This is a genomic window from Bacillus sp. FSL K6-6540 (assembly GCF_038007545.1).
On sequence record NZ_JBBOXH010000001.1, the window covers coordinates 1,398,103 to 1,423,691 of the forward strand.

26 protein-coding genes are annotated in these 25,589 nt (G+C 53.6%); 16 read left to right on the forward strand and 10 right to left on the reverse strand.

Annotated features, from left to right (window positions below; translation table 11 throughout):
* The first annotated feature begins 49 nt into the window (after positions 1-49).
* Both MHH82_RS06000 and htpG read left to right on the forward strand, forming a co-directional pair.
* On the forward strand, positions 50-1,291 hold the full coding sequence (locus MHH82_RS06000) for an MFS transporter (RefSeq protein ID WP_340964299.1): 1,242 nt from the start codon (positions 50-52) through the stop codon (positions 1,289-1,291).
* A 249-nt stretch (positions 1,292-1,540) separates the two neighbouring features.
* Positions 1,541-3,418, forward strand: a complete 1,878-nt coding sequence (gene htpG / locus MHH82_RS06005; protein ID WP_036662229.1) for a molecular chaperone HtpG — start codon at positions 1,541-1,543, stop codon at positions 3,416-3,418.
* A gap of 115 nt (positions 3,419-3,533) precedes the next feature.
* Here htpG and MHH82_RS06010 read toward each other — a convergent pair whose 3' ends face one another.
* Positions 3,534-4,160 (reverse strand): DUF3298 and DUF4163 domain-containing protein, encoded by a 627-nt coding sequence (locus MHH82_RS06010; RefSeq protein ID WP_340964304.1) that lies wholly within the window; start codon positions 4,158-4,160, stop codon positions 3,534-3,536.
* On the opposite strand from MHH82_RS06010, the gene MHH82_RS06015 reads away from it, so the two are divergent.
* The gene (locus MHH82_RS06015) at positions 4,152-4,388 is read left to right on the forward strand and encodes a hypothetical protein (RefSeq protein ID WP_144374205.1); all 237 of its coding nucleotides are present in this window, start codon (positions 4,152-4,154) and stop codon (positions 4,386-4,388) included. The two genes, MHH82_RS06010 and MHH82_RS06015, sit on opposite strands and share 9 nt — an antisense overlap.
* A gap of 13 nt (positions 4,389-4,401) precedes the next feature.
* Here the strand turns inward: MHH82_RS06015 and MHH82_RS06020 are convergent, their stop codons facing one another.
* From MHH82_RS06020 to MHH82_RS06030, 3 genes are all read right to left on the reverse strand, one after another.
* Positions 4,402-5,553, reverse strand: a complete 1,152-nt coding sequence (locus MHH82_RS06020; RefSeq protein ID WP_145038865.1) for an MFS transporter — start codon at positions 5,551-5,553, stop codon at positions 4,402-4,404.
* A 44-nt stretch (positions 5,554-5,597) separates the two neighbouring features.
* Positions 5,598-6,143, reverse strand: a complete 546-nt coding sequence (locus MHH82_RS06025) for a PadR family transcriptional regulator (protein WP_012819325.1) — start codon at positions 6,141-6,143, stop codon at positions 5,598-5,600.
* A gap of 371 nt (positions 6,144-6,514) precedes the next feature.
* The gene (locus MHH82_RS06030; RefSeq protein ID WP_012819326.1) at positions 6,515-6,898 is read right to left on the reverse strand and encodes a winged helix-turn-helix transcriptional regulator; all 384 of its coding nucleotides are present in this window, start codon (positions 6,896-6,898) and stop codon (positions 6,515-6,517) included.
* Positions 6,899-7,146: 248 nt separating this feature from the next.
* On the opposite strand from MHH82_RS06030, the gene MHH82_RS06035 reads away from it, so the two are divergent.
* Both MHH82_RS06035 and MHH82_RS06040 read left to right on the forward strand, forming a co-directional pair.
* Positions 7,147-7,695, forward strand: coding sequence for an NAD(P)H-dependent oxidoreductase (locus MHH82_RS06035; protein ID WP_012819327.1), 549 nt, complete (start codon positions 7,147-7,149; stop codon positions 7,693-7,695).
* A gap of 186 nt (positions 7,696-7,881) precedes the next feature.
* The gene (locus MHH82_RS06040) at positions 7,882-8,409 is read left to right on the forward strand and encodes a GrpB family protein (RefSeq protein WP_036662233.1); all 528 of its coding nucleotides are present in this window, start codon (positions 7,882-7,884) and stop codon (positions 8,407-8,409) included.
* 16 nt (positions 8,410-8,425) lie between these two features.
* Here the strand turns inward: MHH82_RS06040 and MHH82_RS06045 are convergent, their stop codons facing one another.
* Both MHH82_RS06045 and MHH82_RS06050 read right to left on the reverse strand, forming a co-directional pair.
* On the reverse strand, positions 8,426-9,487 hold the full coding sequence (locus MHH82_RS06045) for a response regulator transcription factor (protein WP_012819329.1): 1,062 nt from the start codon (positions 9,485-9,487) through the stop codon (positions 8,426-8,428).
* The gene (locus tag MHH82_RS06050; protein WP_012819330.1) at positions 9,465-11,333 is read right to left on the reverse strand and encodes a sensor histidine kinase; all 1,869 of its coding nucleotides are present in this window, start codon (positions 11,331-11,333) and stop codon (positions 9,465-9,467) included. The genes MHH82_RS06045 and MHH82_RS06050 overlap by 23 nt, the downstream gene beginning before the upstream one ends.
* Before the next feature lie 194 nt (positions 11,334-11,527).
* On the opposite strand from MHH82_RS06050, the gene MHH82_RS06055 reads away from it, so the two are divergent.
* From MHH82_RS06055 to MHH82_RS06090, 8 genes are all read left to right on the forward strand, one after another.
* The gene (locus tag MHH82_RS06055) at positions 11,528-12,892 is read left to right on the forward strand and encodes an ABC transporter substrate-binding protein (RefSeq protein WP_340964316.1); all 1,365 of its coding nucleotides are present in this window, start codon (positions 11,528-11,530) and stop codon (positions 12,890-12,892) included.
* A 29-nt stretch (positions 12,893-12,921) separates the two neighbouring features.
* Positions 12,922-13,887, forward strand: coding sequence for a carbohydrate ABC transporter permease (locus tag MHH82_RS06060; protein ID WP_012819332.1), 966 nt, complete (start codon positions 12,922-12,924; stop codon positions 13,885-13,887).
* 63 nt (positions 13,888-13,950) lie between these two features.
* Positions 13,951-14,775 carry a carbohydrate ABC transporter permease gene (locus MHH82_RS06065; RefSeq protein WP_009594969.1) on the forward strand — a complete coding sequence of 275 codons (825 nt, stop codon included), beginning with the start codon at positions 13,951-13,953 and terminating at the stop codon, positions 14,773-14,775.
* A gap of 55 nt (positions 14,776-14,830) precedes the next feature.
* A complete protein-coding gene (locus MHH82_RS06070; protein ID WP_340964320.1) occupies positions 14,831-15,697 on the forward strand; it encodes a sugar phosphate isomerase/epimerase family protein in 867 nt (288 codons plus the stop codon).
* Positions 15,694-16,704 carry a Gfo/Idh/MocA family protein gene (locus MHH82_RS06075; RefSeq protein WP_340964323.1) on the forward strand — a complete coding sequence of 337 codons (1,011 nt, stop codon included), beginning with the start codon at positions 15,694-15,696 and terminating at the stop codon, positions 16,702-16,704. Before MHH82_RS06070 ends, MHH82_RS06075 begins: the two co-directional genes overlap by 4 nt.
* 54 nt (positions 16,705-16,758) lie before the next feature.
* The gene (locus MHH82_RS06080) at positions 16,759-17,787 is read left to right on the forward strand and encodes a Gfo/Idh/MocA family protein (RefSeq protein WP_340964326.1); all 1,029 of its coding nucleotides are present in this window, start codon (positions 16,759-16,761) and stop codon (positions 17,785-17,787) included.
* Between the two features lie 17 nt (positions 17,788-17,804).
* On the forward strand, positions 17,805-18,596 hold the full coding sequence (locus MHH82_RS06085; RefSeq protein WP_340964329.1) for a glucosamine-6-phosphate deaminase: 792 nt from the start codon (positions 17,805-17,807) through the stop codon (positions 18,594-18,596).
* Complete coding sequence (locus MHH82_RS06090) at positions 18,589-19,752, forward strand: N-acetylglucosamine-6-phosphate deacetylase (RefSeq protein ID WP_340964332.1); 1,164 nt, start codon at positions 18,589-18,591, stop codon at positions 19,750-19,752. The genes MHH82_RS06085 and MHH82_RS06090 overlap by 8 nt, the downstream gene beginning before the upstream one ends.
* 131 nt (positions 19,753-19,883) lie before the next feature.
* On the opposite strand, the gene MHH82_RS06095 is transcribed toward MHH82_RS06090, so the two are convergent.
* Both MHH82_RS06095 and MHH82_RS06100 read right to left on the reverse strand, forming a co-directional pair.
* Entirely contained in the window at positions 19,884-20,546 is a 663-nt protein-coding gene (locus tag MHH82_RS06095; protein WP_036662244.1) for a CatB-related O-acetyltransferase, read from the reverse strand.
* A gap of 220 nt (positions 20,547-20,766) precedes the next feature.
* Complete coding sequence (locus MHH82_RS06100) at positions 20,767-21,714, reverse strand: helix-turn-helix transcriptional regulator (protein WP_036662245.1); 948 nt, start codon at positions 21,712-21,714, stop codon at positions 20,767-20,769.
* 111 nt (positions 21,715-21,825) lie between these two features.
* Between MHH82_RS06100 and MHH82_RS06105 the strand changes: the two genes are divergently transcribed.
* From MHH82_RS06105 to MHH82_RS06115, 3 genes are all read left to right on the forward strand, one after another.
* On the forward strand, positions 21,826-22,314 hold the full coding sequence (locus MHH82_RS06105; protein ID WP_145038862.1) for a DinB family protein: 489 nt from the start codon (positions 21,826-21,828) through the stop codon (positions 22,312-22,314).
* A gap of 37 nt (positions 22,315-22,351) precedes the next feature.
* Positions 22,352-22,837: a helix-hairpin-helix domain-containing protein gene (locus tag MHH82_RS06110; protein WP_012819341.1), complete on the forward strand. Its 486-nt coding sequence runs from the start codon at positions 22,352-22,354 to the stop codon at positions 22,835-22,837.
* Positions 22,838-22,983: 146 nt separating this feature from the next.
* Entirely contained in the window at positions 22,984-23,655 is a 672-nt protein-coding gene (locus MHH82_RS06115; RefSeq protein WP_251499596.1) for a DUF4097 family beta strand repeat-containing protein, read from the forward strand.
* A 150-nt stretch (positions 23,656-23,805) separates the two neighbouring features.
* Here the strand turns inward: MHH82_RS06115 and MHH82_RS06120 are convergent, their stop codons facing one another.
* Positions 23,806-25,257, reverse strand: a complete 1,452-nt coding sequence (locus tag MHH82_RS06120; protein ID WP_340964340.1) for an erythromycin esterase family protein — start codon at positions 25,255-25,257, stop codon at positions 23,806-23,808.
* A gap of 128 nt (positions 25,258-25,385) precedes the next feature.
* Positions 25,386-25,583 (reverse strand): helix-turn-helix transcriptional regulator, encoded by a 198-nt coding sequence (locus tag MHH82_RS06125; protein WP_009594955.1) that lies wholly within the window; start codon positions 25,581-25,583, stop codon positions 25,386-25,388.
* Positions 25,584-25,589 lie beyond the last annotated feature (6 nt).

A 25,589-nucleotide genomic window follows, 5' to 3' on the forward strand; every position in this document is an offset into this window, starting at 1 on the left:
TGATTTTCATCTCATATCGTTACCGGATTTTCTGGAGAAGGGGAATAACATGTCCTTTTACATCAAAGACCTGCTGCAGCTGTCTACGGGGGTGCGCCGGTTCCTGATAAGCGAGGCCTTCTACGGCATCGGGATCGGCCTTTATACACTCGTCCTGAATCTGCATCTGCTCTTCCGGGGGCTGAGGGAAGACGAGATCGGCGCGTTGGTGTCGATGGGCATTCTGATAATGGGCGTGCTCGCCATTCCGGTATCCCTGCTCGCCAACCGGACAGGAAGAAAAAAACTGCTGGTTACCGGCGTATTCTTTATCGCCGCAGGCAATGTGCTGTTTGCCGTCAGCGATGATTTGCTGTGGTTCTATGCCGCTCAAGTCATGGTGTCTGCCGGGTTGACGCTGGTGGAGACAACGGAGATCCAGCTTCTCTTCCATTATTGCCGGTCCCGTAAAGAGGAAGCCCGTGCATTCTCCCTGATGTTTGCCGTCTTTACGGCTTTTACGGGACTCGGAACGCTGGCGGCCGGATATATCTCGAAGGGGCTCGAAGGAAGCAGGGGTTATGAAGTGTCGCTTCTGCTGACCGGGCTGGTGCTTGTGCTTCACGGCATCATCCGGGCATTTTGGCTGCCTGCCGAGCGTAGAGTCGTGGATGAGGAAGCGGCGACGGCTTCATCCTCTAAGGGTATATCCAGGTTAACGGGGCCACTATCGTCAGGGACCTTATGGCTGTTCGCCGTGTTTACGGCGCTGCTCGGCGGCTGCATCGCGATGACCGGCTCCTTCCTGAACGTCATCGTGAAGTTCCGCCTGGATTGGATGGACGACCAGGTATCCCTGATTCTGGCCATCGGCGCGATCCTGCTGTTTATATGCTCATTGATGACGCCGTACGTCATGGAGCGGTTCGGATATAACACGGCCATCATCTCGGTATTTATCGTTAATATTTTGCTGTTTTCCGCGCTGTACATGATACTCCCCGTTTGGCTGTTTGTCGGGCTGTTCCTGCTGCGGGGCGGCGGCGTGACCATGCTGTCCAATCTGCTGGACAGTCTGCTGATGTCGGCCTTTAATGAAAAGGAGCGAAATTTGTACGCCGGCATGCGGTCGGTATTCCGGAGTTTAGGCTCGTCCGGGGCAACCTTTGTCGCCGGACTGATCCTGGCCCGGCAGGATTATCGGCTCCCCTTCCTGGCCACGGCCGGAGTGCTGCTTCTATGCGGCTTGTATTACGTATGGTGGATTCGTCCGGTTTTATCCAAGAGAATAAATAGCAGCATCGAGCCATGAATGTGGAGGGCTGTCTAAAAAGGGGATTCCTTTTTAGACAGCCCTTTCGGCGCTTGCTGCCCGTTCTCCAGGGATTCATCCGAAATCTTCTGCATCGCCGATCAAAGGTTGCTGCCGCGTTTGAGTCATGAAAGTCTCCAAACATATTGACATCAAAAATTGGTACATGTTTAAATAGAAGAAGTGTTAGCACTCTGTTGTAAAGAGTGCTAAAAGAAACCTCGTTCAGATTGGAAAGGAGATTTTTTCATGGCGAAAAAACAGTTTAAAGCTGAATCCAAACGGCTGCTCGAGATGATGATCAACTCCATCTATACGCAGCGCGAGATATTCCTGCGCGAGCTGATTTCGAATGCCAGCGACGCAATCGACAAGATTTATTATAAAGCGCTGACCGACGACAGCCTGACCTTTAATAAAGAGGATTACTACGTTAAGATTACCGCGGATAAAGCCAACCGCACGCTGACCATTGCCGACACGGGGATCGGGATGACCAAGGAAGACCTTGAGAACAACCTCGGCGTCATCGCGAAGAGCGGTTCCCTTGCATTCAAGAGCGAGAATGAAGCGAAGGACGGACACAATATCATCGGTCAATTCGGCGTGGGTTTCTACTCCGCCTTCATGGTGGCCGACGTCGTTACCGTGACGAGCCGTGCCCTGGGCAGCGACGAGGCATATAAATGGGAATCCGAAGGCGCGGACGGGTATACCATTACGCCTGCCGAGAAGGATTCCGTCGGAACCGAGATCGTGTTGAAGATCAAGGAGAACACGGAAGACGATCAGTATGACGAGTATTTGGAAGAATACCGCCTAAGAGCGATCATTAAGAAGTACTCCGACTTTATCCGTTATCCGATCAAAATGGACGTGAAAACGCAGCGTCCGAAGGCAGATGCCGAGAACGAGTTCGAGGAAGTTCAGGAAGAGCAGACCATCAACAGCATGGTGCCGATCTGGCGCAAGAACAAAGGCGAGCTGACGGATGAGGATTACGTCAACTTCTATAACGAGAAGCGTTACGGCTTCGATAAACCGCTCAAACATATTCACGTCAAAGCGGATGGTGCCGTGGTATATAACGCGATTCTGTTCATTCCCGAGAATACGCCGTTCGATTATTACACCAAGGAATACGAAAAAGGGCTTGAGCTCTATTCCAACGGCGTTCTGATCATGGATAAATGCGGAGACCTCCTGCCGGACTATTTCAGCTTCGTGAAAGGGATGGTCGATTCGGAGGATCTGTCGCTGAACATTTCCCGCGAGATGCTGCAGCATGACCGCCAGCTGACGCTGATCGCGAAGAACATCAAGAACAAAGTGAAAAGCGCGCTGCAGGGCATGATGAAGGACGAGCGGGAGAATTACGAGAAATTCTTTGCATCCTTCGGCCGAGGCCTGAAATTCGGCGTTTACAACGATTACGGCATGAACAAGGAAGATCTTCAGGACCTGCTGTTGTTCACGTCCTCCAAGGAGAAGAAGCTGGTTTCGCTGGATGAGTACGTGTCCAGAATGCCGGAGGATCAGAAGTATATCTATTATGCTTCCGGCGACTCCATCGACCGGATCGAGAAGCTCCCGCAGACCGAAATGGTGCTGGACAAGGGCTATGAAATCCTGTACTTTACCGACGATGTCGACGAGTTTGCGATCAAGATGCTCATGAAATACAAGGAGAAGGAATTCAAATCGGTATCCAGCGGGGATCTCGGCATCGATTCCGAGGCCGACAAACAGGAGAATGAAGCCGAGGAGAGCGACAACAAGGAGCTCTTTGAAGCCATGGGCAGCCTCTTGGCCGGCAAGGTGAAGTCCGTCAAAGCCTCCAAACGACTGAAATCCCATCCGGTATGCCTGTCCACGGAGGGCGATGTCTCGATCGAAATGGAGAAAATCCTGAAGGCGATGCCGAACGGGCAGGATATCCAAGCCGACAAGGTGCTGGAGATCAACACGAACCATGAGGTGTTCCAGTCCCTGAAGGCGCTGCAAGCGGATCAGGATAAGCTGAAGCTCTACACGAATCTGCTGTACAATCAGGCGCTGCTGATCGAAGGCTTGCCGATTGCCGATCCGGTGGAATTCACGAACGATATTTGCAAAATCATGGTGTAAACCGTAGTAGCAAAACTCATGCGATGATAACTAACAAACCCGATGCTTTGGCGTAAGGCGCCAGGGAATCGGGTTTGTTTTTTTGCTGCATATCGCCTGAATGCGCTGCTGCTTCCTACGCCACGTCCGCGGCAAGATCCGATAACAATCCGTTCTCGGGCGCCAAGCCCAAGAGGTCGTATACCGATATGGGGAACATCGGAAAGCCGACATAGTATGGCGTGATGGCATACAGCGGATAGAAGATGACCAGCGACTTATCGGCCAGATAGAAGTCTTGATTCGGCGAAACGGTAACCGGAACGTTCTCCAGCACGGGAATGCCGCGTTCCTTGATCTGACGGTTCACTTCGGCGGCCAAGACGGCTTGATAGCCGGAGCCCGGGCGGAACAGATCGGATAAGGCATAGGATTGTCCGGTGGCCGTGGAGAAGGTCAGTTCTTTTGTCACCGTATACCCGTGCGCCATATGCTCGGAGTAGGTGTAGTTGGTCAGCACAAGGCTAAGAATGCCGCGCTCGTTCGTTTTAATCTCAAAGTTGCCCGTCGTTTGCGGGTTGGTGCCGGTCTGAACCTGCTGCTGTTCACGCTGCATATCCTGGATTTGAAGAATAATGGCCCGGTTGATGGCTTCTTCTGCTCCAGGATTCATGAGGCCGTATACCTGCGGATAATGAATCACGAGACCGGGTGCCGTATGCGTGAGAGTATGGATGCTCACCGGCGGTACATATTGCGCCATGCGTACCATCGCTCCAATCTAACATCAGATACGTTAGCCTATTCGGAAGCGGACTCGGAGGTTACGAAGCCGGAGGGGGCTGAAGTTCGGACTTCCGAGGCTGGCGGGTCTAGAGGGACGGCAGCCCGGTCAACCCGGCAGAACGGCTTCGGTCAGGCAGAGTGCTCCACTGCGACAGAACGCTCCAATACGACGCGGCGGTCCAAGTCCGCGGGCGTGTTTGCTTGAGAATGGGTAGCCTTCACTCCTTCTCTGCAGCGACAGACGTAAGCAGTCTTCTTACAAAGACCGCGAATATGACCAAGGATACGACAACAGACACTGCCGTAACCGTAAACAGATAGGCATAGCCGATACGCTCGGAGACCAGACCCAACAGGATGGCGCCAAGCCCGATGCCGAGATCGAATGCCGTCATGAACGAGGCGTTGGCTGCGCCTCTCCGATTCTCGGGAGCAATGCGCAGGGTGGCTGCTTGAAGGGCGGGCTGGGCCGAACCGAAACCGATGCCGTACAGAATGGCGGCGGTAATCAGTCCGGGCAATCCGCTCGATTGGCTTAAGACGATCAGGGCACCAGCCGTTATGACAAGGGACGGAATGATGACGGCCGCTTCGCCGAAACGGTCCGACAGCTTCCCGGCAAAGGGCCTGATCAAGGTAAGAGCGACGGCGTACACCAGGAAAAAAGTTCCCGGATTGACCCGGATGGACTCGGCAAACAGCGGAAGAAAGGTCGTAATTCCACCGTAGGCAACCGCCAGGAAAAAGATGGCGGCCGTGACAGGCAGAACGGATTTCTCGACCAGCTGAATTCGCCCTGCCGAAGGTTTGGCTTGGTAAGGGGCTCTGGTCATGTAGGCCAGTATGAAGGCAATCAGGGAGAGTCCGGTAGCGACCAGAAACAACGTCCGAAACGAATACCCGCTCACGATATAAGTACCCAGCATCGGGCCGATGGCCATTGCCACCGTCATCGCCATACCGTACCAGCCCATGCCTTCCCCGCGGCGGGAGATCGGGATTAAATCCGTGATGACCGTCCCGATGGAGGTTGTCGAGAAAGCCCAGCTCGCGCCGTGCAGGATCCGCAGCGCAAGCAGAAGCAGAATGCTGCCGACCCAATCGTAGAGGTACATCGAAAGAACAAAGAAGATAAGACCCCAAACGTAAAAAGCTCTTCTGCCGTACCGGTCCACCAATCCCCCGACCATCGGGCGAAAGACCACCGCCGTCAGCGTAAATGCGCCGGCCGCCAAGCCCACCTGGGTCTCGGAGCCGCCCAGATGCTTGATATACAGCGGAAGCGTGGGCAGCAGCAGATAGAAGCCCGTAAACAGAAACAGCATTCCGACCGTCATCTGAATAAACGGCTTCGTCCATAAACGTTCCATCCAGTAATCCCCTCCATGATATCAAATGCGACAACGCTTGAACGCTAGTCCTCTTCGGACTTAACAGCCGCTATTTCTTTCTTGATCCACTCGATATTCGTCATCCCCATCTGCTTTCGGTGATCCAGCACCCTCAGCAATTGTAATCGCTGTTTCTCCGGTTCGGGTTTATAGAACGCGATCTCAGCTTCAAAATCCGTCACATGCTTCAGGTTGGTCTCCAGATAAATCAAATACTGCTGCAGGCAGTCGAGTCGAACCCTTTTCGGAACATACCGGAAATAGACCATTTTGAAATGGAACATCTGCTCCGTATCCATGTTGTATTCCAGTGGTTTCTCCATGAGCTCGAAAAACTTCCGCCGGCCGGAATCGGTAATCCCGTAGATTTTTCGGGGGCGTTTGCCTCCGCCGGACCCGTCCAGACTGAGATGGATCCACTCGTGATCCACCATCCGGGAGAGCAGGGGATACAACGTTCCGGAACTGATCTGGCGGTAAGGCCCGCCTGCATTTTTTAGAATCTCTTGAAGCATGTAACCGTGTTTGTCCCCGGTCATTAATTCGCCCAGAACAAAAATTTCATACATACAGACCGCCTCCAATGATATGTCGATTCGATATAAATATATATCGTATCGACGCAAAAAAGCAATACGTGGAAGTGAATTTCCGTGATTCATTTTCAAGCTGCGGTCCACCCGCTTGCCCCTTATTCATTCAGACATGTGACAGGTGAAGATAAGCAGAGAGCGGTTTGAAATGTTTTTTCGATACACGAAAAAAGGTAAGGGAGTATTTGTGGGTTAAAAGGGAGTTTTATGATGAAACGCACTATACGAAATACCCGCCTGCAGAGGAGCAGCCGGTGAAGCCGATCCCAAGAGGAACGGCTTGAAGAATGCGAAGAGATCGATATTTCGAGCAATCCCCGGCCCCTTGTTCCGGCTTGCTATTTTCGTTACAGTCCGCCTGCATTTTTTCCTGGGCTCTCATCAGACTGTTCGTTGACCTTGTTGACATATTCCTGATGCTGAAATCCCCAGGTGCACATGTCGGTGAGTACGCTGTCCAAGCTCTTCCCGTGCTCCGAGACGGAATACTCCACCTTGGGCGGGATCTCCTGATATACCTTGCGTACGACCAGCCCATCCTGTTCCAGTTCACGGAGCTGATTTGTCAGCATGCCTTGGGTCACGCCCGGAAGCAGACGCCGAAGCTCCCCGAACCGTTTGGTTCCGTCCTGCAGCAGAATGAACAGAATCAGCGGTTTCCACTTGCCTCCGATTAATTGCAGCGTGGTCAGGATGCCGTCGGTGTTAGGCCGTTGATCGTTTGTTCTCATATTCTCATCTCCCGCTTGGAAGTGTGTGATCGATCTTGTTTCTTGGATGATAGTAATGTAGCACAGGATTCCGTTTAAACCCAGTACTATTCTTATTCGTACTTAGTACGTTTTATCGTACTATGCATGGGATGATTAGGTACGCCAGAGCGGACTAAGTACAGAAAAAGAGCGTACTTTTCAACGAAACCGATCCGAAACATAATGGGGGTGTCAAACAAATCAACTGAGACAGGAGAGACCTGAGTATGAAAACCATGGTGATTGTGGCTCATCCGAATTTAGACAACTCGCGAGCGAATCGGATGCTGATGGAGCACGACGGGCTGTATGCGAATGGAAATGTAGATGTCCGGGATCTTTACAAGGAGTACCCGGATTGGACTATCGATATCGAGCGCGAGCAGCAGCTCCTTCTTCAATACGATCGGGTGGTGTTCCAATTCCCGTTTTACTGGTACAGCTGCCCGCCTCTGCTGAAGAAATGGATGGATGACGTGCTGACCTTCGGTTGGGCGTTCGGGCCGGAAGGCAACAATCTGAAGGGCAAGGAATTCATGCTGGCCACGACGGTGGCAGGATTGGAGCAAGGGTATCAGGCAGGCGGGGACAATTGGTACACCGCGAGTGAGCTGCTGCGGCCGATTCAAGCCACGTTGAAGCGGTGCAAGGTCCATTATCTGCCTGCCTTCGTGACCTATAACGTAGAACGGGTAAGCGATGAAACACTTCGGGCGGAGGCCGGGAGGTATGCGCGGCAGGTTCTAGCACCTGCCGTCGTGGAAAGTCGATATTAAGGCATGCTTGACCATAAAGCATAGCACACTGGCTCTTGTCGATTAAAACCATATAGGGCATGATGGAGTCATACTGATTACGTGAGCGTGGCCTGAAGCTGTACCCTACGCCCTTTTACGGGCCCGCTACTTTTGGCTTGAGGAGCTTCACCAGCACGTACGTACCAATTCGAAGGAGGTTCCTTCATGACCATTGACGAAGCCATTCACTTGGAGCCCTATGACAAGCAGTGGGCGGATCGGTTTAACGACGAACATCGGCTCTTGATCGGGGAGATCGGTCCTTATACGGCTGCGATCGAACATTTCGGAAGCACGTCCGTACCGGGCATGACGGCCAAACCCATCGTCGATATACTGGTGGGCGTGGAGAACACCCGGCATACGGATGAAATCCTTCCCAAACTGGCTGCTATGGGTTACGAGAACTTGGGCGAATCCGGGATCACCGCCCGCATTTACCTCCGCAAAAGAGGAGAGCTCGCCTATAACGTTCATATCGTGTCGTACCGTGGCGACATCTGGAACCATAACATCATAATTCGGGATTACCTCCGGGCTCATGCCGTGGAAGCCGAGCGTTACAGCGAGATCAAGCGGCGGATCGTTTCGCAAGGAGCCCGGACCCTGCTTCGATACTCCGATGAGAAGAATGCGTTCGTTGAGCAGCTTCTTGCCAGAGCAAAGGAGTGGAAGAACGGGAGAACAAGCTAATCAACACCCGCCTGCTTTATCCTCCATTCATGGCCTTGCACTGCTTTCGGTACGCCGAAGGGGTGAGGCCATGAAATTTTTTGAACGTCTTGCTGAAATGGACATAGTCCGAAAAGCCGACGCGGTAGGCTGCTTCCTGAGCGGAAAGCTCAGATTCCGCAAGCAATTCCCTCGCTTTTTCCATGCGAACCTGCACCAGGTATTTCACGAAGTTCATATTGGTTTCGCTTTTGAAGGTACGGCTTAAATACGTCACCGACATCCCCACCGAATCGGCTACCTCCTGCAAGGACAAATCCTCCATCGCATAGTTTTCTTCAATGAATCGTTTGGCTTTTTGGATATTATGGCGGGATCCCAGATTTCTGGAGCCTTTAATCAAAGCCAGCATTTCCTTGACCTTATCCTCTGTTTGGCGGCGGCAGGCAAGGGGATCATCCTGCGCCCACTGCTCCTCACCGGTGTCCATGTTCAGCATCAACCCGCGTTCTTCAAGCGCAGACAGCAGTTCCGATATCAGCATATGGGCGTACCGTGACAGGCTGACCTCTTTCGGTCCCATCGTCTCAAAAAGGGCCATGATCTCATGGGTTTGTTCCAAGGCCTCCCGCTCCTCGGCAGACCACAGCAGCTCGGCGAGCCTGGCTTTATGGCGCTGCTGCGCAAGCGTCCATTTCGTCTGGCGGGAGAATCGCGCTTTCCGCTCATCCAGCTCCCTGCAGGCACGTTCCAGCGTTGCATGGAACTGCGCCGGGTCGATGGGCTTCAGCAGGAAATCCGATACGCCATAACGCATGGCCTGACGCGCGAATTCGAAGTTGTCGTGGCCCGACAGGATAATGAAATGCATCTGTGCATGGGATTCACGGACACGGCGAATAAATTCCAGCCCATCCATTTCAGGCATGCAAATATCGGTCACGATGATGTCCGGCCGGCTGTTCTCCAGCATTTCCAAGGCTTCAACCCCGTCCTCGGCTTCGCCGGCAACCTCAATCCGAAGACCCGACCTCTCGACAAGCTTTCGCAAACTCAAATGAATGGCGTATTCGTCATCAATCATCATGATCCGGTACATGATGTCCCTCCTCGCTAGTCTTATATGGCAGTCTGATTTCAAATATCGTGCCTTCCGAGGGCACGGATTCCACAAGGTACAGCCCATACTCGTCCCCGAAGGTAAGCTGGAGCCTTTGATGGACGTTTAAGAGGCCGATGCCGCTGGTGGTTTCGTCCCCTTCGTTTCGCAGGGTGCCACCTTCCGGCTTCTTGCCGGATTGCAGGATTCGCCTGATCTGCCGCAGCGTTTGCGCCGTCATGCCCACCCCTTTGTCCCGGATCACGATCGCATAATAACCCGCCTCCGCGCGTGAGCTTATTCCGAGGTAGGAAGGCTTTTTGCCCCGGTATCCGTGGATGAACACATTCTCCACGATCGGCTGCAGCGTCAGCCTGACGGCGTTAACGCGATCCAGATCCCGTTCGTTCACGTCCATATCGATTCGGAGCTTGCGGAACCGGGCGCTTTGAAGATCCAGATAATACTGGACATGCGTCATTTCCTCCCGGAGCGGCACAACGGATCCGGCATGGCCGATATTGTAGCGGAACATATGGGCCAGCGCCCGCGTCATGCGACTGATTTCCATATGATCGTCCGCGATGGCATATGAATTAATAATCTCCAGCGAATTGTACAAAAAATGCGGGTTGATATGGGACTGCATGGAGCGGAGCTCGGATTCCTTCTGCTTGATTATGAGCTCCCGCTCCTTCAGCTGGGAATCCTGGACCTCCCGGATCAACCGCTTCAGCTCTCCCGTCATGCTGTAGAAGCTTTGAAACACGGCCGTCATTTCATTGTTGCGGAACCGGTTCATATGGGTGGGAAGAACGAAATCGCCCCGCTCGACGCGGGCCATCAACTTCTGCAGCATGGAGAGCGGCCTTGTCAAGGACAAGGAAAAACCGCCAACAAGCGCTAATGCTATGATCAAGAGCATCGACGCGGCCGCAAGCGAGTAGTTCCGCTGGGTGATTAAATCGCCGATGAGATTGTTCAGCGGCAGATCGGCGACAACCGTCCAGCCGGTGATCTGCGATCGTTCATGGAGGACCATCTTCTCGGTGCCCGATACCGCGTCTTGATGCCGGAAGAAGGAGGAGTCCCGGTTCTGAATACGCGATAACAGCCCGGGCTCGACTTCGGCCCCGATCTGTTTCGGATTCGGATGGTAGATCATATGCCCGTCGCCGCCCATAATCCAGACGTCAAAGCCGCCCAGCGAATCGTTGGAGCAGATGGCGCCAATCTGCTTCAGATTGAGGTCGACGATCAATAAGCCTTTATAGAGAAAGGATGAATTGTCATAGAGCTTCCGGGCGACGGTGAGGGAAGGCGTGTTTCCTACCCGGCTGAGGCCGATGATCTGAAAATCGTTGTATTGGTCCAGCTGCGCTTGAAAGGAGCGGTTGCGTTTGCGGATTTCGCTCATATCGAGCAGTCCCGGCGCGCTTTCGTAATCGGTAATTTGCCGCTTGTTCTCGGCGACGAGCGAGATCCCGATGATATCCGATCTCCCGTAGATCATCTGGGCGAACAAGTCGTCCTCCACTTTTTTGGCAAGCTGAAAATAGGCATACGGAGTGAGCTCCGTGGTCGAGAGAAATTGCTGGATCTGCGGGTTATGGATAAAGGGATAGGTGGAATTCTCCAGATTGGATATGTAAGAATCCAGCGAGACGTTGGTTTGCTCGATGATACGTTTGTTGGCGCCTGCGGCAAACTGTTCAATCGCTTCGGTAGACGACTGGTACCAGAAGCTGCCGAGCAGAAAGAAGGGGAGGCCAATGAATAGGATGATCAGCACGAACAATCGTTGGTTAATGGTCAGATTACCGATGGAAACGCCTTGGATGTTCATCGCTCTTCCGCCTTCCTGGCTTTGAAGTAAGGAATGTAAGGAACATTGTAGCAAAAAAACACAAGTTGTAAATAAAAAACCATGATGCCGCGGCAAGAAATCACAAGTGGGATAAGAAAGTACATGGGCGCTGACGGTCGTTATCAACTACAATCTCATTAATCCATTTCAACATTAATAGGGGGCGACGATTAGTGAAAAAGAGAAAAGGGTTCTACAGCTGGGTAACGGCCTTATTGCTGATATCCATCATTGTAAGCGGATGCGGCAATGCCGGCGATGGTAAGACCGGCACCGCATCTCCCGGCACCGGAGGCGGCGGGGAAGATAAGAAGGTAGAAATCCTGCTCGGATATTATTCGAGCGACAGCTCCGATGCGAAGATGAAGGAGCTGATCGAGCAGTTCGAGGAAAAGCATCCGAACATTACGGTGAAGACGCAGAGCGCGCCTTACGGGCAGTTCTATCAGAAGCTGGATACGCAGATCGCGGCCGGCCAGGCGCCGGACGTATGGCTGTCCGACGGCGTCTACGTCATGAAATATGCCCAGCGCGGTGCAGCCAAGGATCTGACCGATTGGATTGCCAAGGATCTGAAAGCCGACGAGTACTACGGTCTCGATTTCAACAAGGACGCGGACGGACGTTATTGGGGCGTGCCGCAGGGCATTCAGGTCGGCGTGCTGTTTTACAACAAGGATTTGTTCGATAAAGCAGGCGTAGCGTATCCTACGGACGAATGGACCTGGGAAGACCTGAAAGCGTCGGCAGCCAAGCTGACGGTGGACGCCGGCGGAAAAACAGCCGAGGACAGCGGATTTGACGCAGCCAGCGTGAATCAGTTCGGGCTTACGTTCTTCAGCATTACCGAGGGCTGGTTCTCTGTGATGAAATCTTACGGCGGCGGTGCCCTTGACGAGAAGGCAGAGAACTCGATCATCAATTCCCCGGAGAACAAGCAGGCGTTCGAATGGATGGTCGACGGCATGCAGCGCGGCATTATTACCGATCCGGTCGACCTGAAGAGCTTCCAGAGCAATACCGCCGTGTTCCCAAGCGGATCGGCCGCCATGCGGATCGGCATTTATGCCCGGGTGCAGGCAGCGAATGAAGCCGGCCTGAATTACGACGTGACGCTGCTGCCGAAGGGACCTGACGGCAAGCGGGTGTCCCCGGTCATCGCCAACTCGTGGGTGATTAACCAGAAGTCGAGCGACGAGAAGGCGCAAGCTGCCTGGGAGTGGATTAAATACTGGGCTACGGAAGACGATGTGCAGAAGCAGTGGACGGAGCTTGGCGAAGCCGTGCCCGTGAAAAAATCCGTAGCGGAATCCGAAGTGTTCCTCAAGGCGGGAGAGCAGCCGGCTAACCGCCAGGCCTTCCTGGACAGTCTGGAGTTCGCCCAAACGCTCGACAACAACGCGGTATGGGAAGAATGGGTGGGCAAATTCAACGAACATGCGGAGCGAGCCTTCCTGGGCGATGCAACCGTCGATCAGGCGTTAAGCGAAGCGGACGCAGCCGTTCAGGCGGTCCTCGATGATTTTTATAAAAAATAAATCAAGGGTAGAAGAAAGGCGGGAGTGAAATGGACAATACGCTAAACGACAATGCAGCACTCAAAGCCGATCCGATGCCGCATGGAAAGCCCGCCCGAAAACGGAAATGGGATCATGAGGGGAGATGGGGGCTGCTTATGGCCTCCCCTTATCTTCTCCACTTTATCATTTTTGTGGCGGGTCCCCTCGCCGCATCCCTGTACTTCAGCTTTTCCGATTACGATATGCTGAATCCGCCCGAGTGGAGCGGATTGGATAATTTCCGGCGCATGGCCGAGGATTCGATGTTCTGGCGTTCCCTGTGGAATACCCTGTATTTTGCGGTTCTGTTCGTACCGCTCCAGACCTTTCTCGCGCTCGTGCTGGCCGTAGCGTTAAACCAGCGTTTGAAAGGGCTTAAATGGTTTCGGATGGCTCATTTCATCCCGGTGATCTCCTCCTGGACCGTCATCCTGTATGTCGCCGACGCCGTTTTCAACCCTCGCTTCGGCCTGGCCAATACGCTGCTTGCCAAGCTGGGGCTAGAAGGGCAAGGCTGGCTGCAGGATCCGAAGCTGGCCATCCCGCTGCTCGTCTTCATTGCGGTTTGGAAAGGGATCGGTTATATCATGGTCATTTATCTGGCGGGACTTCAGAGCGTTCCCGGGGATTTGTACGAAGCCGCGGAGATCGACGGCGCAGGAGCCCTGCGTAAATTCCGGTACATTACGGTTCCATTGATCTCGCCGACGACCTTCCTGGTTGTCATCATGAGCACGATCTCTACCTTCCAGGCATTCGAACAGATCTACGTGCTGACCGGCAGGGGCGACATCAGCTCGGCGGGAGGCCCGAATAACTCGAGCCTGGTCATGATGCTGTATTTATACCGCGAAGGGTTCACGTTTATGAGGATGGGCTATGCTTCCGCCATTGCCTGGGTGCTGTTCATGATCCTGTTCCTGCTGACGCTCATACAGCTTCGCGCTCAAAAGAAATGGGTGCATTATGACTGATCCGGCGTTCAAGATGGAACTACTGCAAATGCGGAACTGCACCTGAGGAAGGAGGAGCCTCAAATGAGAAGAAGACTGCTGGGAAAAAGTATCGGATACGTGCTGATCGGGATCAGCTCGCTCATCATGATCGTGCCGTTTCTGTCGGCGCTTATGAATTCATTGAAAACTTACAGGGAATATACAACGGTTCCGCCCCGCTGGATTCCCGAAGTATTCCAATGGTCCAATTACGCCCAGGTGTTCCAGCTTGGGAATATTGGCGGCTACACGCTAAACAGCATCTTCGTGGCCGCGTTGTCCGTCATCGGCGCACTAATCTCTTGCTCGATGGTCGGCTATGCGTTCGCGAGGCTGCGCTTTCCGCTGAAAGGCGCGCTGTTCGTGATGGTGCTGGGGACGATGATGATTCCGGCGGTGGTCATCATCATCCCGCATTTCATCATTTTTAACAAACTGAACATGCTGGATACGCTCACGCCGCTGTGGATCATTGAATGGCTGGCTCAACCGTTTGGCATTTTCCTCATGAGGCAAGCTTTTATGAATATACCTAAAGAGTATGAGGAAGCGGCCAAGATGGAGGGCTGCAATCCGTTCCAGATTTATCTGCGGATCTTCATTCCGATGGCCAGGCCCACGCTGGCGACGCTGGCGATCTTTACGTTCATGGGCAAGTGGAACGAGATTCTGACGCCTGTCATTTATTTGACCTCGAACGAGAAGTATACGCTGCCGATCGGCATACTCTCCTTGTCCGGACAGTGGACCGGCAATGAACAGCTCATGATTGCGGCGGCCTTGGTCAGTCTCGTTCCGATCCTGCTGGTATTCCTGTTCGCCGAGAAATATTTTGTGCAGAACCATAATATGGCCGGGATTAAATAACGGCGTATTCAGCGCTTGAGAAGGCGAAAATGCAGACGAAAGGATGAAAGACGAGATGAAAATAGCGGCATTCAGCGGATCACTCATCGATTACAGCATCCATGAAGCGATGTCGATCGCGGCCGAACTCGGTTTTGACGGCATCGAAATCGCCTGCCGCGAACCGCATTTGAGCCCGGAGACATCGCTTCCGCGGGTTCGCGAAATGAAGGCACTTGCGGATGGGCACGGTTTGGAGATTCCGGCATTGGCAGGTTACATGGGGTATTTCTCGACAAGCGGGGAGGCCGAATGTGCCGGGGCCTATGATCAGTTCATGGGCCTGCTTGAACGCGCGGTGATGTTGGAGGCGGGCATGATCCGGATCTTTCAGGGAGGGCCGAATGCCTTCCTGGCGGAGGATTATCATTATGCCAAGGCGGCTTTCTGGATTCGGAAATGCGCGGAGGAAGCCCGCGCTGCAGGAAAACGGATCGTCCTGGAGATCCACAACCAGAGCCTGGTGGAGACGACGGACAGCGCACTGCGGCTCTTGGAATTGATCGGCGATGATCAGGTTGGCCTGATTCATGATGCAGGAAATATGTACATCACGGACACGGAATTTGGGGAAGAGTCGGTCCGGCAGCTTGGAAGCCGTTTGTTCCATGTGCACATCAAGGATGAACGGCGGATCGGGCAAGGGGGCGCCCCGGGAACGTTCAAGAATTTGACCCGTCACGGGGAAGAGTTCTTCCTGCAATGCCGCCTTGGCGAAGGAGAAGTGGATCACGGCGGGCTGCTTAGGGGATTACGGGAACAGCGGTACGCGGGTTGGCTTACGCTGGAATGCGCAGCTCCCTATCCGCCGAAGGAACGGCTCGCTTATGATCTGCTCGTCATTAAGGAGTGGCTGCAGGCTGTGGAGGTGTCGACCGGATGACGGGAAACGCACGGAAATTTGGAATCATCGGCTGCCAGCATGCCCACATCGGCATGTTTATCGAGGAGATGCTGGCTCTGGGCTGCGAATGTGCAGGAGTGTACGAACCGGACAATCAGACGTTAGCCCGCACCCTCGCCGACCGGTACGGCCTGGAGCTGACGGGGGATCGGGAGTCGATGCTGGCAGACGAAGGCGTAGGAATCATTGGCTGCGCGGCCATCAACGATGAGAAAATGGATGTCATGGAGCTGTGCGAGCTGCACGGCAAGCCGGTCATGATCGATAAGCCTGCCGTAACGGATCGGGCCGGACTCATCCGGCTGCGCGGCTTGTTGGATCGAGGAAGAATCGAGGTAGGCATGATGCTGACCGAACGTTTCCGTCCTTCTATCCATACCGTCCACGGGATGATTCGAGCGGGTGAATTGGGGGACATCATCCATATCTCGATGCGTAAGCCGCATCGGCTGAATCCGGAAACCCGTCCGGCCTGGCATTTTGACAGAGGGCAGTCCGGCGGCATCATCAACGATCTCTTCGTGCATGACTTCGACCTGTTAAGGTGGCTGACGGGCCGGGAAGTGGAGACGTCATCCGGTTATCTGGCGAAGCATATTCTGCCTGAATACCCGACCTTTTACGATGCCGCCGGCGTGCAGGTATTCATGGCTGGCGGGATCACGGCACAGCTATACGCGGACTGGCACACGCCCGCCGGCAGCTGGACTTGGGGAGACGGCCGGATATTCATTACGGGGACGCGCGGCATTGCCGAAATTCGGCTGGAAGGAGATCCCTTGCTGTCCAGCGATGAGGTAGCGCTTGTGATCACCGATCAGGAGCTGCGTTCTTTGCCTTTAACGGCTCCGGCGTTCTCCCTCTCGCAGGATTTTCTGAATCGGGTGGCGGGAGAAGCGGGCCTGATCACGCATGACGATATTTACAAAGCCTCGGAGGCTACGGTGATGGCCGATGAGGGAGCACGGATCCTGATTAGGGAATAGGAGAAAGCACGGGCTTCGATGCAAACAGAACGGGTATGAGGGGGCGTAGGGAACATGACGAAGGAAAAGCTGCCGGTTCGATTCGGGATCATCGGCTGCGGAATTATTGCCGACATTCATGCACAGGGCATTTTGAACACGGAGGAAGCCGTGCTTGCCGCCGTGTACGATACGAAACGGGAATCGGCGGTCAAGCTGACTGAAACGTATGGAGGAGATGTCTGCGACACATTGGAGGAGCTGCTGGCGCGCGAGGATGTGGAAGTGGTCTGCATTTGCACGCCAAGCGGCATGCATGCAGAGCAAACGGCGATGGTTGCCCGGGCGGGCAAGCATGTGCTGGTGGAAAAGCCGATGGCGATCAAGCTTGACGATATCGAGCGCATGATCAAGGTATGTGCGGAGAACGGGGTGCTGCTCGCCACCGTCTTTCCGAGGCGCATGTCCCCGCAGGCCGGGTATGCCCGCCAGGTCATTCAAGAAGGACGCCTGGGGAAGCTCAGTTTATGTTCGGCGTATGTCATGCTCTACCGCGATCAAGCCTATTATGACAGTGCGGGCTGGCGCGGGACCTGGGCGATGGACGGCGGCGGGGCGATGATGAATCAGGGAATACACACGGTGGATATGCTCCAATGGCTCGTTGGGCCCGTAGCATCCTTGTCGGCGAAGGCCAAAGCCGTGCTGCGAAATATCGAAGTGGAAGATACCGTTATCGCCGCCCTTGAATTTGCGAACGGCGCGCTCGGGGTCATGGAGATCACGACGACGGCCTGCGACGGCAAAGGGCAGCGGCTGGTCATTCATGGAGAGAAGGGCGTGCTTGTCATGGAAGAAGATACGATCGTATCCCTTGAAATCGATGGTGAACAAGTACAGCTGCCTGAATTCGATGCGTTCAAAGTTATACCTGACGGACACCGCCTGCAAATTCAAGATATGGCGCTTGCCGTTCGCGAAGGCCGCGAGCCTATCGTCACCGGGGAGGACGGCCGGCATTCCCTGGAGATCATTCTCGGTACCTACGAGGCTTCCAGGCAGCGCAAGGAAATTCAATTGTTGACCGGAACGCCGGCGTTGTAAGGGATGGAGGTGACTTTATGAGGACTGAGGGAAACATCAAGCCTGCTCTTGAAAACGTTCAAGATCAACTGAAGGTCCGCGTTTATGACCAGCGCGAAGCGATGGGAAAAGCGGCGGCCGCCGATATCCTTGAGACCATGCAGCGCCTGCTGGCCGAGAAAGAGTGCATTCGCATCGTCTTTGCGGCCGCCCCGTCCCAGAATGAGTGCCTGGCCGCGCTGGTTCAAGCGGAAGGACTGGACTGGAGCCGGGTAATTGCATTTCATATGGATGAATACATCGGCCTCCCCCCGTCGGCCCCGCAACGGTTCGGGAACTTTTTATCCCGGCGGCTGTTTGATCGGGTATCTCCGGGAGAGGTGCATCTGATCGACGGTTTGAATGATCCTGAAGTTGAGTGCGATAGATACAGCCGATTGGTCGCCGCCGCGCCGATCGATATGGTGGTCCTGGGCATTGGCGAGAACGGGCATATCGCCTTCAACGATCCGCCTGTTGCCGATTTTGCCGACCCTTTATGGGTGAAGCGGGTCGAGCTGGACGAGGCTTGCCGCCTTCAGCAGGTGAATGACGGCTGTTTTGCGAGCTTGGAGGAGGTTCCGGCATACGCGCTTACGCTCACCGTTCCGGCGTTAATGTCGGGTGCCCATCTGTTCTGCGTCGTGCCGGGCGCAAGCAAGCGGGCAGCGGTGCAGCGGACGCTGCAAGGCGAGATAAGCGAGGCTTGTCCTGCCAGCATTCTTCGGCGGCATCCGGATTGCACGCTGTACGTCGACCTGGAGTCGTACGGGGAAATACGGAATGGATAGCCACGAACGGGTTCGGGCAGGCCGCCATTATGCAACAGGTGAGCCAATGGAGCTGGCATGGAATCCGGACGGCCGGATCGAGCGAGTCCTTCCACGCGGCGGGGACGAGGAGATATGGGTTGCTCCCGGATTGATCGATCTTCAGATTAACGGCGGTTACGGATATGACTTCAATTCGCTGCCGCTTACAACGGATACGGTCATCCAGGCAACCCGGCGGTTATGGGAGAAGGGTCTAACCCTGTTCTACCCCACCGTCATTACCAACGGAGACGAAGAAATCGAACAACTGCTGAGGGTTATCGACGCGGCTTGCCTGGAGGATGAAGCGGTCGGTTCAACCATAGGCGGGATTCATTTGGAAGGCCCCTTTCTTTCTCCGGAGGAGGGGCCCAGGGGAGCCCATGATTCCCGGCACATCAAGGCACCGGACTGGGCATTGTTTACGAGATGGCAGGCGGCATCGGGGAACCGGATTCGGATCGTCACCCTATCGCCGGAGTGGCCGGAAGCTGCGGGTTTTATCCGGGCGTGCGTCGAATCGGGAATCATCGTATCGATCGGGCACACCGCCGCTACACCCGAGCAAATCCGGGAAGCCGTGGAAGCAGGAGCGACGATGTCCACCCATCTGGGCAATGGCGCGCATCTGACGCTGCCGCGGCATCCGAATTATATATGGGAGCAGCTTGCGCAAGATCAACTGTGGGCAGGCATGATCGCGGACGGGTACCATCTGCCGGATTCGGTCATCAAGGTGATGCTCCGCGCCAAGCAATCCAAAGCGGTGCTGGTCAGCGATGCCGTCTACTTAAGCGGAATGCCGCCAGGCGAATACGAGACCCATATCGGCGGTCATGTCGTCTTGACTCCTGAAGGCCGACTGCATCTCGCCCGCAAGCCCGAGCTGCTGGCCGGCTCGGCCATGATGCTTGCCGATGCGGTTTGGCGGCTGGCTCGGTCGGGACTGTGCACGTTTTCCGAAGCATGGGACATGGCTTCAGTGCTGCCCGCCCAGGCCATGGGACAAGGGGAACGCTATGGGCTGAAGAGAGGAGCCCAGGCCGACTTCGTGCTTCTGGAGAAGCGCGAGGAGGGCCTTCTCATCGTGGAGACCGTCAAGGGAGGGCGTTCGGTTTACCTAGCGGATCGATAGATGTTGAAATCATAAACAGGATGTTATGAATTTGAACGATGATCACAAGTTTGAGGCCAAGACAACAAATATCCCTTCTTGAATTCAAGAAGGGATATTTGCATTCCTATTTATAGTGAGGCATCTGAAATTTAAACGCAGGGTTTTATTTCTTTTTGATAATAGTCATATAATCGTTGGACGGAAGAACTGGACAAGATATGTGCTGCTCGTTCAATTTGCTCGCGTTCCCAATCGTACCATCGCATTTCCATTAACTTTTCGATGTCTTCGTCCGCAAAGCGTTTCTTTATCTCTTTGGCAGGGTTACCGCCTACGATACTGTAGGGCGGGACATCTCTAGTAACAACCGAACCAGCCGCAACAATGGCGCCTTCGCCAATGGTCACGCCTGGCATAATCATGGCATTCATTCCAATCCAAGCATCGCTTTCGATGACGGTATCGCCTTTTGGCGCGTAAGAAGCTTCAATCTGATCGACAAACGGGTATACGGTTACCCATTCAGGATGATGGTTGTGATTTCCACCCATTAAAATAATGACGCCGCTTGCGATGCATACGTAATTTCCGATAATCAATTTATCGATATTCCAACCATAGTCTTCAATGGGGTTAAACAACCTTTTGGATTTTGCATCCCCCCATAGATACCTAACGCAGCCATCTTCAAAATCATGATGATCGTAATAACCGGAATAGTATGAGTATTCTCCTACGCTTATCATCGGGTTTGTGACGATATCCTTCAGATACTTAATTTCGGACCAGTGTTCAAATCGATGTTGTTTCATTCTATTTCCTCGCTTCTAAGTAGAATAGATCATTTTTACTTAGAAGCTGAATACAGTAGCTACATTCTTAAACCTGATCAAACGACGAACCATCGTCCTCATCCTTTTCCTAATTGTTGATGAAATTGTAGCAAGGCGTGTTCTTTTCGTCAAACGTACGAGGGTGCAAGATTCCGATAAAATAATCCATACTCTTAGCCCAAAGGAGTGTCAGCTGCCTCTAACCATACTTCGCCATCATCTCCGCGAGCATCCCCTTGATGCGAACCACCAACTCCTGCGGCGCCTTCACGGTGGCTTCATTCCCTAATCCGATAAAAAATTTAGCAAAATACAAAAGTTCGCTGGCAGGGACGTTCTGATCAAGCCGGCCGCTTCCATCCGGCCGCTTAGCAATATGGGGGACAGGACATAACTCAGATTCGCAGCGCTGAACGCCTTCCCGGCTCAAATCCACGACCATCCGGACATAGACCGATTTCTCCGTCCCGTATTCCCTCCAGTTCCCCAGATGGATGTGCCGGTGATCCCGCGGCTCGATGCCGGTTGCATCCTCAGCCACGGACTGCATGCGGTCGCAGCGGAACAGGCGGAAATCATCGCGCAGAAAACAATAAGCGGGACAATACCAGAAGCCGTTGCTTGCATAGATGCCCACGGGCTGGATGCTTCGCGCGGCATAGCCGTCCCTGCTCTCGTATAACACCGTAACGACCCGCTGGTCGACGGCGGCATCCAGCAGAGCCCCGAGAGATTCAGCCTTCTGCTGTCTGGTATGCGTCAGAAAATCCACGCGGTTCTTCATCTGGTCAATCCGGTCGCGCACATCCCCGGGCATGTAATAATAAAATTTCTGAAGTGCGGTAGAGGACTCGGCTTCAAAGGGAAGAAATAGATAGTGACGCAGGGCGTGGCTGGCAAAAAACATCGCGACGGCTTCTTCCTCGCTGAAGGCGATCGGCGGAAGAACCCGTTCTTTCAGCACCTGGTAGCCGCCGTGCGGTCCTACCTCGGAATAGAGGGGGACTCCCAGTTCGCTAAGCTCCTGCAGGTCCCGCAAAATCGTGCGAGACGATACGCCGAATTGATCGGCCAGTTCTCTTACGGTAAATTTTCGCATTCGGTTAACGGTCATCATCAGTTCGATGAGACGTTTGGATTTGGACATAGGATCAGCTCCGAATCGTGGAATGACTATGACAATAGTTGTCACTATTATACGCTATACTTGCCGTAGAACCCAGAGCCCCCACATAACTAATAAATGGAGTGATGAAACGTGAGTCAATTGCATGAAATGAAGCAGCTGTTGTTCGAGGAGCTCGAGCTTATCGTTCGTACCAGTTCGAATCTGATCGGCAAAATTTCAGAAGCGCATTGGGATTACAGGCCTGCCCACAATATGAGATCGCTTCAGGAACTCGTGCATCATCTGGTTTCGGTGCCTGCGACGGACCTGTTGATTCTGCAAGAGAAGAGCGAAGCGGAGATCCGGGAACTGGAGGCAAGCATCGCCGCTGACGGCACGGACAAGGACAAGCTGATCTCTTGGATGACAAAGGGACTTGCCGATGTAAAATCCTATATGAATGGGCTGACAGATGAAGAATTTATGCAGAAGACAACGAGACCCTTCTATTTGGAGCACGGTTCAACCCAAGCCAAGTGGCTGATTGAAATCGTCACGCATGCCCAGCATCACCGGGCGCAAATGTTCAATTACCTGAAAGCCCAAGGCTATGAAGTAAATATGTTCGATTTATATTAAACGTCAGGTATGCAGAGTGAGAACAGGGGTGAGAAGGATGCAGCGGCATGTACCGAGAAAATCGCCGAAGCTGCCGTTAACTGGCGAGGAGTTGGCGAAGCTGCGGTCAAACAAAATGAAGCTTATCGATATTGCGCAAATGGACATCGAGTTATTGTCCGGCGTGCTTGGTGTTTCGGATAGCCGTGCCCAATATATCCGGGGACTGGCACAGTTTCAGACGGTTCCTTCGATCGGACCGAAAGTGGCTGAACGCGTAGTCCAGTTGGGGTATTACGCATTGGAAGATATCAAGGATGAAGACGCTGCCTCTTTAACGGACCGGATGGAAGCGAGCAGCGGTTTCTGGGTGGATCCTTGCGTGGAGGATGCGTTTCGCTGCATCGTACATCACGCCAATCATCCGGGGAGCGGGAAGAGCTGGCATGACTTTACCGAAGTGCGTAAGCAATTCAGGGAGCAGCACGGATACCCTCCAACCCGTCCAACTTTATCGTGGTACGACAACGATGGACAACCGTAGGGGCCCTACCTTGAACTAGCAGGAGGCACTGCCACATGGCGGTGTCTTTTTTCCTGTTGTTTACCAAACTTGAAAAAACGCTTGAAAGCGACGCTGCGTCATCCTGTACAATGACTTCAAAGTTGAAAAGGGGTGGAGGTAAAGCAATGAAACGATATGCACCAGCTGCAATCCTATGGATCCTCGGCATGTTCTTGCTCAGCGCATGCGGCCCGAGGGGCGAAGAAGAGGAGCTCCAACGCGTAACGCTTGATGAGGTTGAAGTGCTGGAGATCGACCATGGCAGCACGACCTTGTTCGTGGAGACAGCGGATGTGGAAGCATTGGAGGTTTCGCTGCTCCGAAGCGGCAGTTCCGCAGGAGCCGTTGTCGATCAAACAGATAATCGGGTGAAGATTTCTTTAGATAACGATATCACTCGGATGTTGAATATCGGCCGGATGCCGCAGCTTCGCGTAATAATTCCTGCGGATTATGCAGGGAAGGTCGAAATTGACGGTTCTTCCGGCAAGGTAACGGGAACCGGCTTGCAGAATCACAGCCTTCAGGTGAAGGGTAAAAGCGGGAATATCTCCCTTGCGTTCGCCCGTTTGAACAACGATGTGGATGTATCGGCGACAAGCGGAAACGTGAACATACAGCTCGATGAAGAGGCGCCTGATGCGACATGGGTGCTGCAATCCGGGAGCGGACTGAGGTCCATTGCCGTTCCGCTCCAGGACAGGAACGAGAGCAACCGGAAGACGGAAGGGCGCACCGGTGACGGGGAGTTTGAGGTGAAGCTCAAAACCTCCTCGGGGAACATCTCGATAAAATAACCATGCGGAACTGAGCGTAAGAAAAAAGCATCCCCGATTGGTCCTTTCCAAGAGTTCATTGCTTCCGGACTCTTGGAGCAGACCATCAGAGGATGCTTGTCATCTTAACCTATGAAAGATTCTTATATGACAACAAGGAATGAAAGCACTTTATTCTTCAACAGGCACAGAAGCCTTGGATGAAGCGGAGGATCTCATATATTGGGGCGGGTTTACGTCATCGATCAGCAGAATACCGTCGTACTGGTCGCGGGCGATTAAGCTTTCCGGAATCATGCCCCAGCTATAGGCAAAACGCGGCTCGAACATCCACGAGTTGCCTGCCTCGCGTTTTTGGTAACGCAGGTCAACGAAGGTATACGGCGAGCCTGCGGCCGAGAGGATCGATTCCATGGAGCCCGGCTCTGCCGGCAGAACGTCATGCACATTCCCCATATTATCCGCGGTTTGGCCGCTGGCTGGATACAGGCCAAGCACGTAACTGTATTTTTTCATTTCATCCGAGAGTTTCTCTCCCATTAAAGTCACCGGATATGGCGTACCCATCACCTCGGTTTGAGCTTTGCGGATGTGGTCGTTATGTCCCCACACGATGAATTTTTCCGTCGGGTAGACTTCGGTTGCCAGCCACATGAGATTGTCATGCATCGCCTGGTCCCGCCATTCCATCGATTCCAGGAACGGGACATAATCCCCGCTTTCCATGCCAAGCGTTGATTGAATGGAGAGCTCCACGTATTCCCGGGCTACCCGAATCCGGTCGTTCAGGGTCCGCTCGAGCAGCATGGACAGTTTGGGGTTATCCGGGTACAGCCGTTTCAGATGAGCTTCGTTTGCCTCCGTCTTTAAGGATTCCAGAGCATCCTTGTACACTTGAATCAGCTGATGTTTCTCTTTGCGGTAAGCGTCTAGATCCGTACCAAGAGAGTAGTCGGACAGTTTCTTCTCAGCTTCCGATAGACGCTTAGCCATGGTCTGATCCTGCAGCCATTGTCCGTCCAACAGCGGATGCTGCAGCTGCATGTCGAAACCGGTCAGCACGAGCGGCTGCTTGCTCTTTTGTGCTGTTTTAATGTAGTCGAACAACGGCATAATTTCCATGGACCACCAGACGCCGAAGATGGAATCCTTCATCGTTTGTTCCGCGCTCCGCTGCCCGGCCCTGCCGTAAGCCAAGGAGCTGTTGCCAAGTCCGCTCTCAAAAGCCAGAACGTTGTACCCCATCTCCTGATGCAGGAACTGAATCAAGCGGGTCTTCGCCAGGTTGAACTCGCCAACCCCGTGGGAGCTCTCCCCTAGAAACACGAAACGTTTGTCATGCAGCAAGGGCTTCAGCATAGCCAGATCCTTATACTGGTTAGTGCCGTTGGCTGTGTTGGCCGGGTGAATCGTATCCAGTCGATATACATGGTCTTTGGCCCAATTCTCCCACTCGGCAATTTTTTCATCCGACGTCCGAGCAGTCTTAACCTCCGTAACCTGGCCTTGGATGGGATCGGCGGCAGAAGCATATGTTTTTCCTTCAGGGATGAAGGTGGTCCCCAATAGGGAAGCGGTGAGCAGAAACACGGTGAATCCTTTTCTGGCTTTATGTAATGGCATGATAGATTAGGTCACTCCTTATTATGATGATTGGTTATTAGTTCTTGCCTTGAAGCGTTGGCATCACCTCCTTAACCTGGTCGCAATTACTGTCTGGCGGCGTTAGTGAATTGAAATGCAGCCCTGCCCTAGTCTTCTTCCCAAAACAGATCGTTCAGCGTACGCGATAATGCCTTGCATATGGCAACGCACAGGCTGAGGGACGGATTATATTTCCCCAGCTCGATCAGGCCGATGGTCTGCCTGGAGACACCGACGATCTGGGCCAGTTCTTCCTGCGATAAATCCTTTTCGACGCGGGCCATCTTCAATTTGATGTTTTTCATGCGGCA

What these genes read in the sequence shown, in the direction of transcription:
- MHH82_RS06000 (WP_340964299.1), top strand. Translation starts at nt 50, where the DNA reads ATGTCCTTTTACATCAAAGACCTGCTGCAGCTGTCTACGGGGGTGCGC.
- htpG (WP_036662229.1), top strand. Translation starts at nt 1,541, where the DNA reads ATGGCGAAAAAACAGTTTAAAGCTGAATCCAAACGGCTGCTCGAGATG.
- MHH82_RS06010 (WP_340964304.1), bottom strand. Translation starts at nt 4,160, where the DNA reads ATGGCGCAATATGTACCGCCGGTGAGCATCCATACTCTCACGCATACG.
- MHH82_RS06020 (WP_145038865.1), bottom strand. Translation starts at nt 5,553, where the DNA reads ATGGAACGTTTATGGACGAAGCCGTTTATTCAGATGACGGTCGGAATG.
- MHH82_RS06025 (WP_012819325.1), bottom strand. Translation starts at nt 6,143, where the DNA reads ATGTATGAAATTTTTGTTCTGGGCGAATTAATGACCGGGGACAAACAC.
- MHH82_RS06030 (WP_012819326.1), bottom strand. Translation starts at nt 6,898, where the DNA reads ATGAGAACAAACGATCAACGGCCTAACACCGACGGCATCCTGACCACG.
- MHH82_RS06035 (WP_012819327.1), top strand. Translation starts at nt 7,147, where the DNA reads ATGAAAACCATGGTGATTGTGGCTCATCCGAATTTAGACAACTCGCGA.
- MHH82_RS06040 (WP_036662233.1), top strand. Translation starts at nt 7,882, where the DNA reads ATGACCATTGACGAAGCCATTCACTTGGAGCCCTATGACAAGCAGTGG.
- MHH82_RS06045 (WP_012819329.1), bottom strand. Translation starts at nt 9,487, where the DNA reads ATGTACCGGATCATGATGATTGATGACGAATACGCCATTCATTTGAGT.
- MHH82_RS06050 (WP_012819330.1), bottom strand. Translation starts at nt 11,333, where the DNA reads ATGAACATCCAAGGCGTTTCCATCGGTAATCTGACCATTAACCAACGA.
- MHH82_RS06060 (WP_012819332.1), top strand. Translation starts at nt 12,922, where the DNA reads ATGGACAATACGCTAAACGACAATGCAGCACTCAAAGCCGATCCGATG.
- MHH82_RS06065 (WP_009594969.1), top strand. Translation starts at nt 13,951, where the DNA reads ATGAGAAGAAGACTGCTGGGAAAAAGTATCGGATACGTGCTGATCGGG.
- MHH82_RS06070 (WP_340964320.1), top strand. Translation starts at nt 14,831, where the DNA reads ATGAAAATAGCGGCATTCAGCGGATCACTCATCGATTACAGCATCCAT.
- MHH82_RS06075 (WP_340964323.1), top strand. Translation starts at nt 15,694, where the DNA reads ATGACGGGAAACGCACGGAAATTTGGAATCATCGGCTGCCAGCATGCC.
- MHH82_RS06080 (WP_340964326.1), top strand. Translation starts at nt 16,759, where the DNA reads ATGACGAAGGAAAAGCTGCCGGTTCGATTCGGGATCATCGGCTGCGGA.
- MHH82_RS06085 (WP_340964329.1), top strand. Translation starts at nt 17,805, where the DNA reads ATGAGGACTGAGGGAAACATCAAGCCTGCTCTTGAAAACGTTCAAGAT.
- MHH82_RS06090 (WP_340964332.1), top strand. Translation starts at nt 18,589, where the DNA reads ATGGATAGCCACGAACGGGTTCGGGCAGGCCGCCATTATGCAACAGGT.
- MHH82_RS06095 (WP_036662244.1), bottom strand. Translation starts at nt 20,546, where the DNA reads ATGAAACAACATCGATTTGAACACTGGTCCGAAATTAAGTATCTGAAG.
- MHH82_RS06100 (WP_036662245.1), bottom strand. Translation starts at nt 21,714, where the DNA reads ATGTCCAAATCCAAACGTCTCATCGAACTGATGATGACCGTTAACCGA.
- MHH82_RS06110 (WP_012819341.1), top strand. Translation starts at nt 22,352, where the DNA reads ATGCAGCGGCATGTACCGAGAAAATCGCCGAAGCTGCCGTTAACTGGC.
- MHH82_RS06115 (WP_251499596.1), top strand. Translation starts at nt 22,984, where the DNA reads ATGAAACGATATGCACCAGCTGCAATCCTATGGATCCTCGGCATGTTC.
- MHH82_RS06120 (WP_340964340.1), bottom strand. Translation starts at nt 25,257, where the DNA reads ATGCCATTACATAAAGCCAGAAAAGGATTCACCGTGTTTCTGCTCACC.
- MHH82_RS06125 (WP_009594955.1), bottom strand. Translation starts at nt 25,583, where the DNA reads ATGAAAAACATCAAATTGAAGATGGCCCGCGTCGAAAAGGATTTATCG.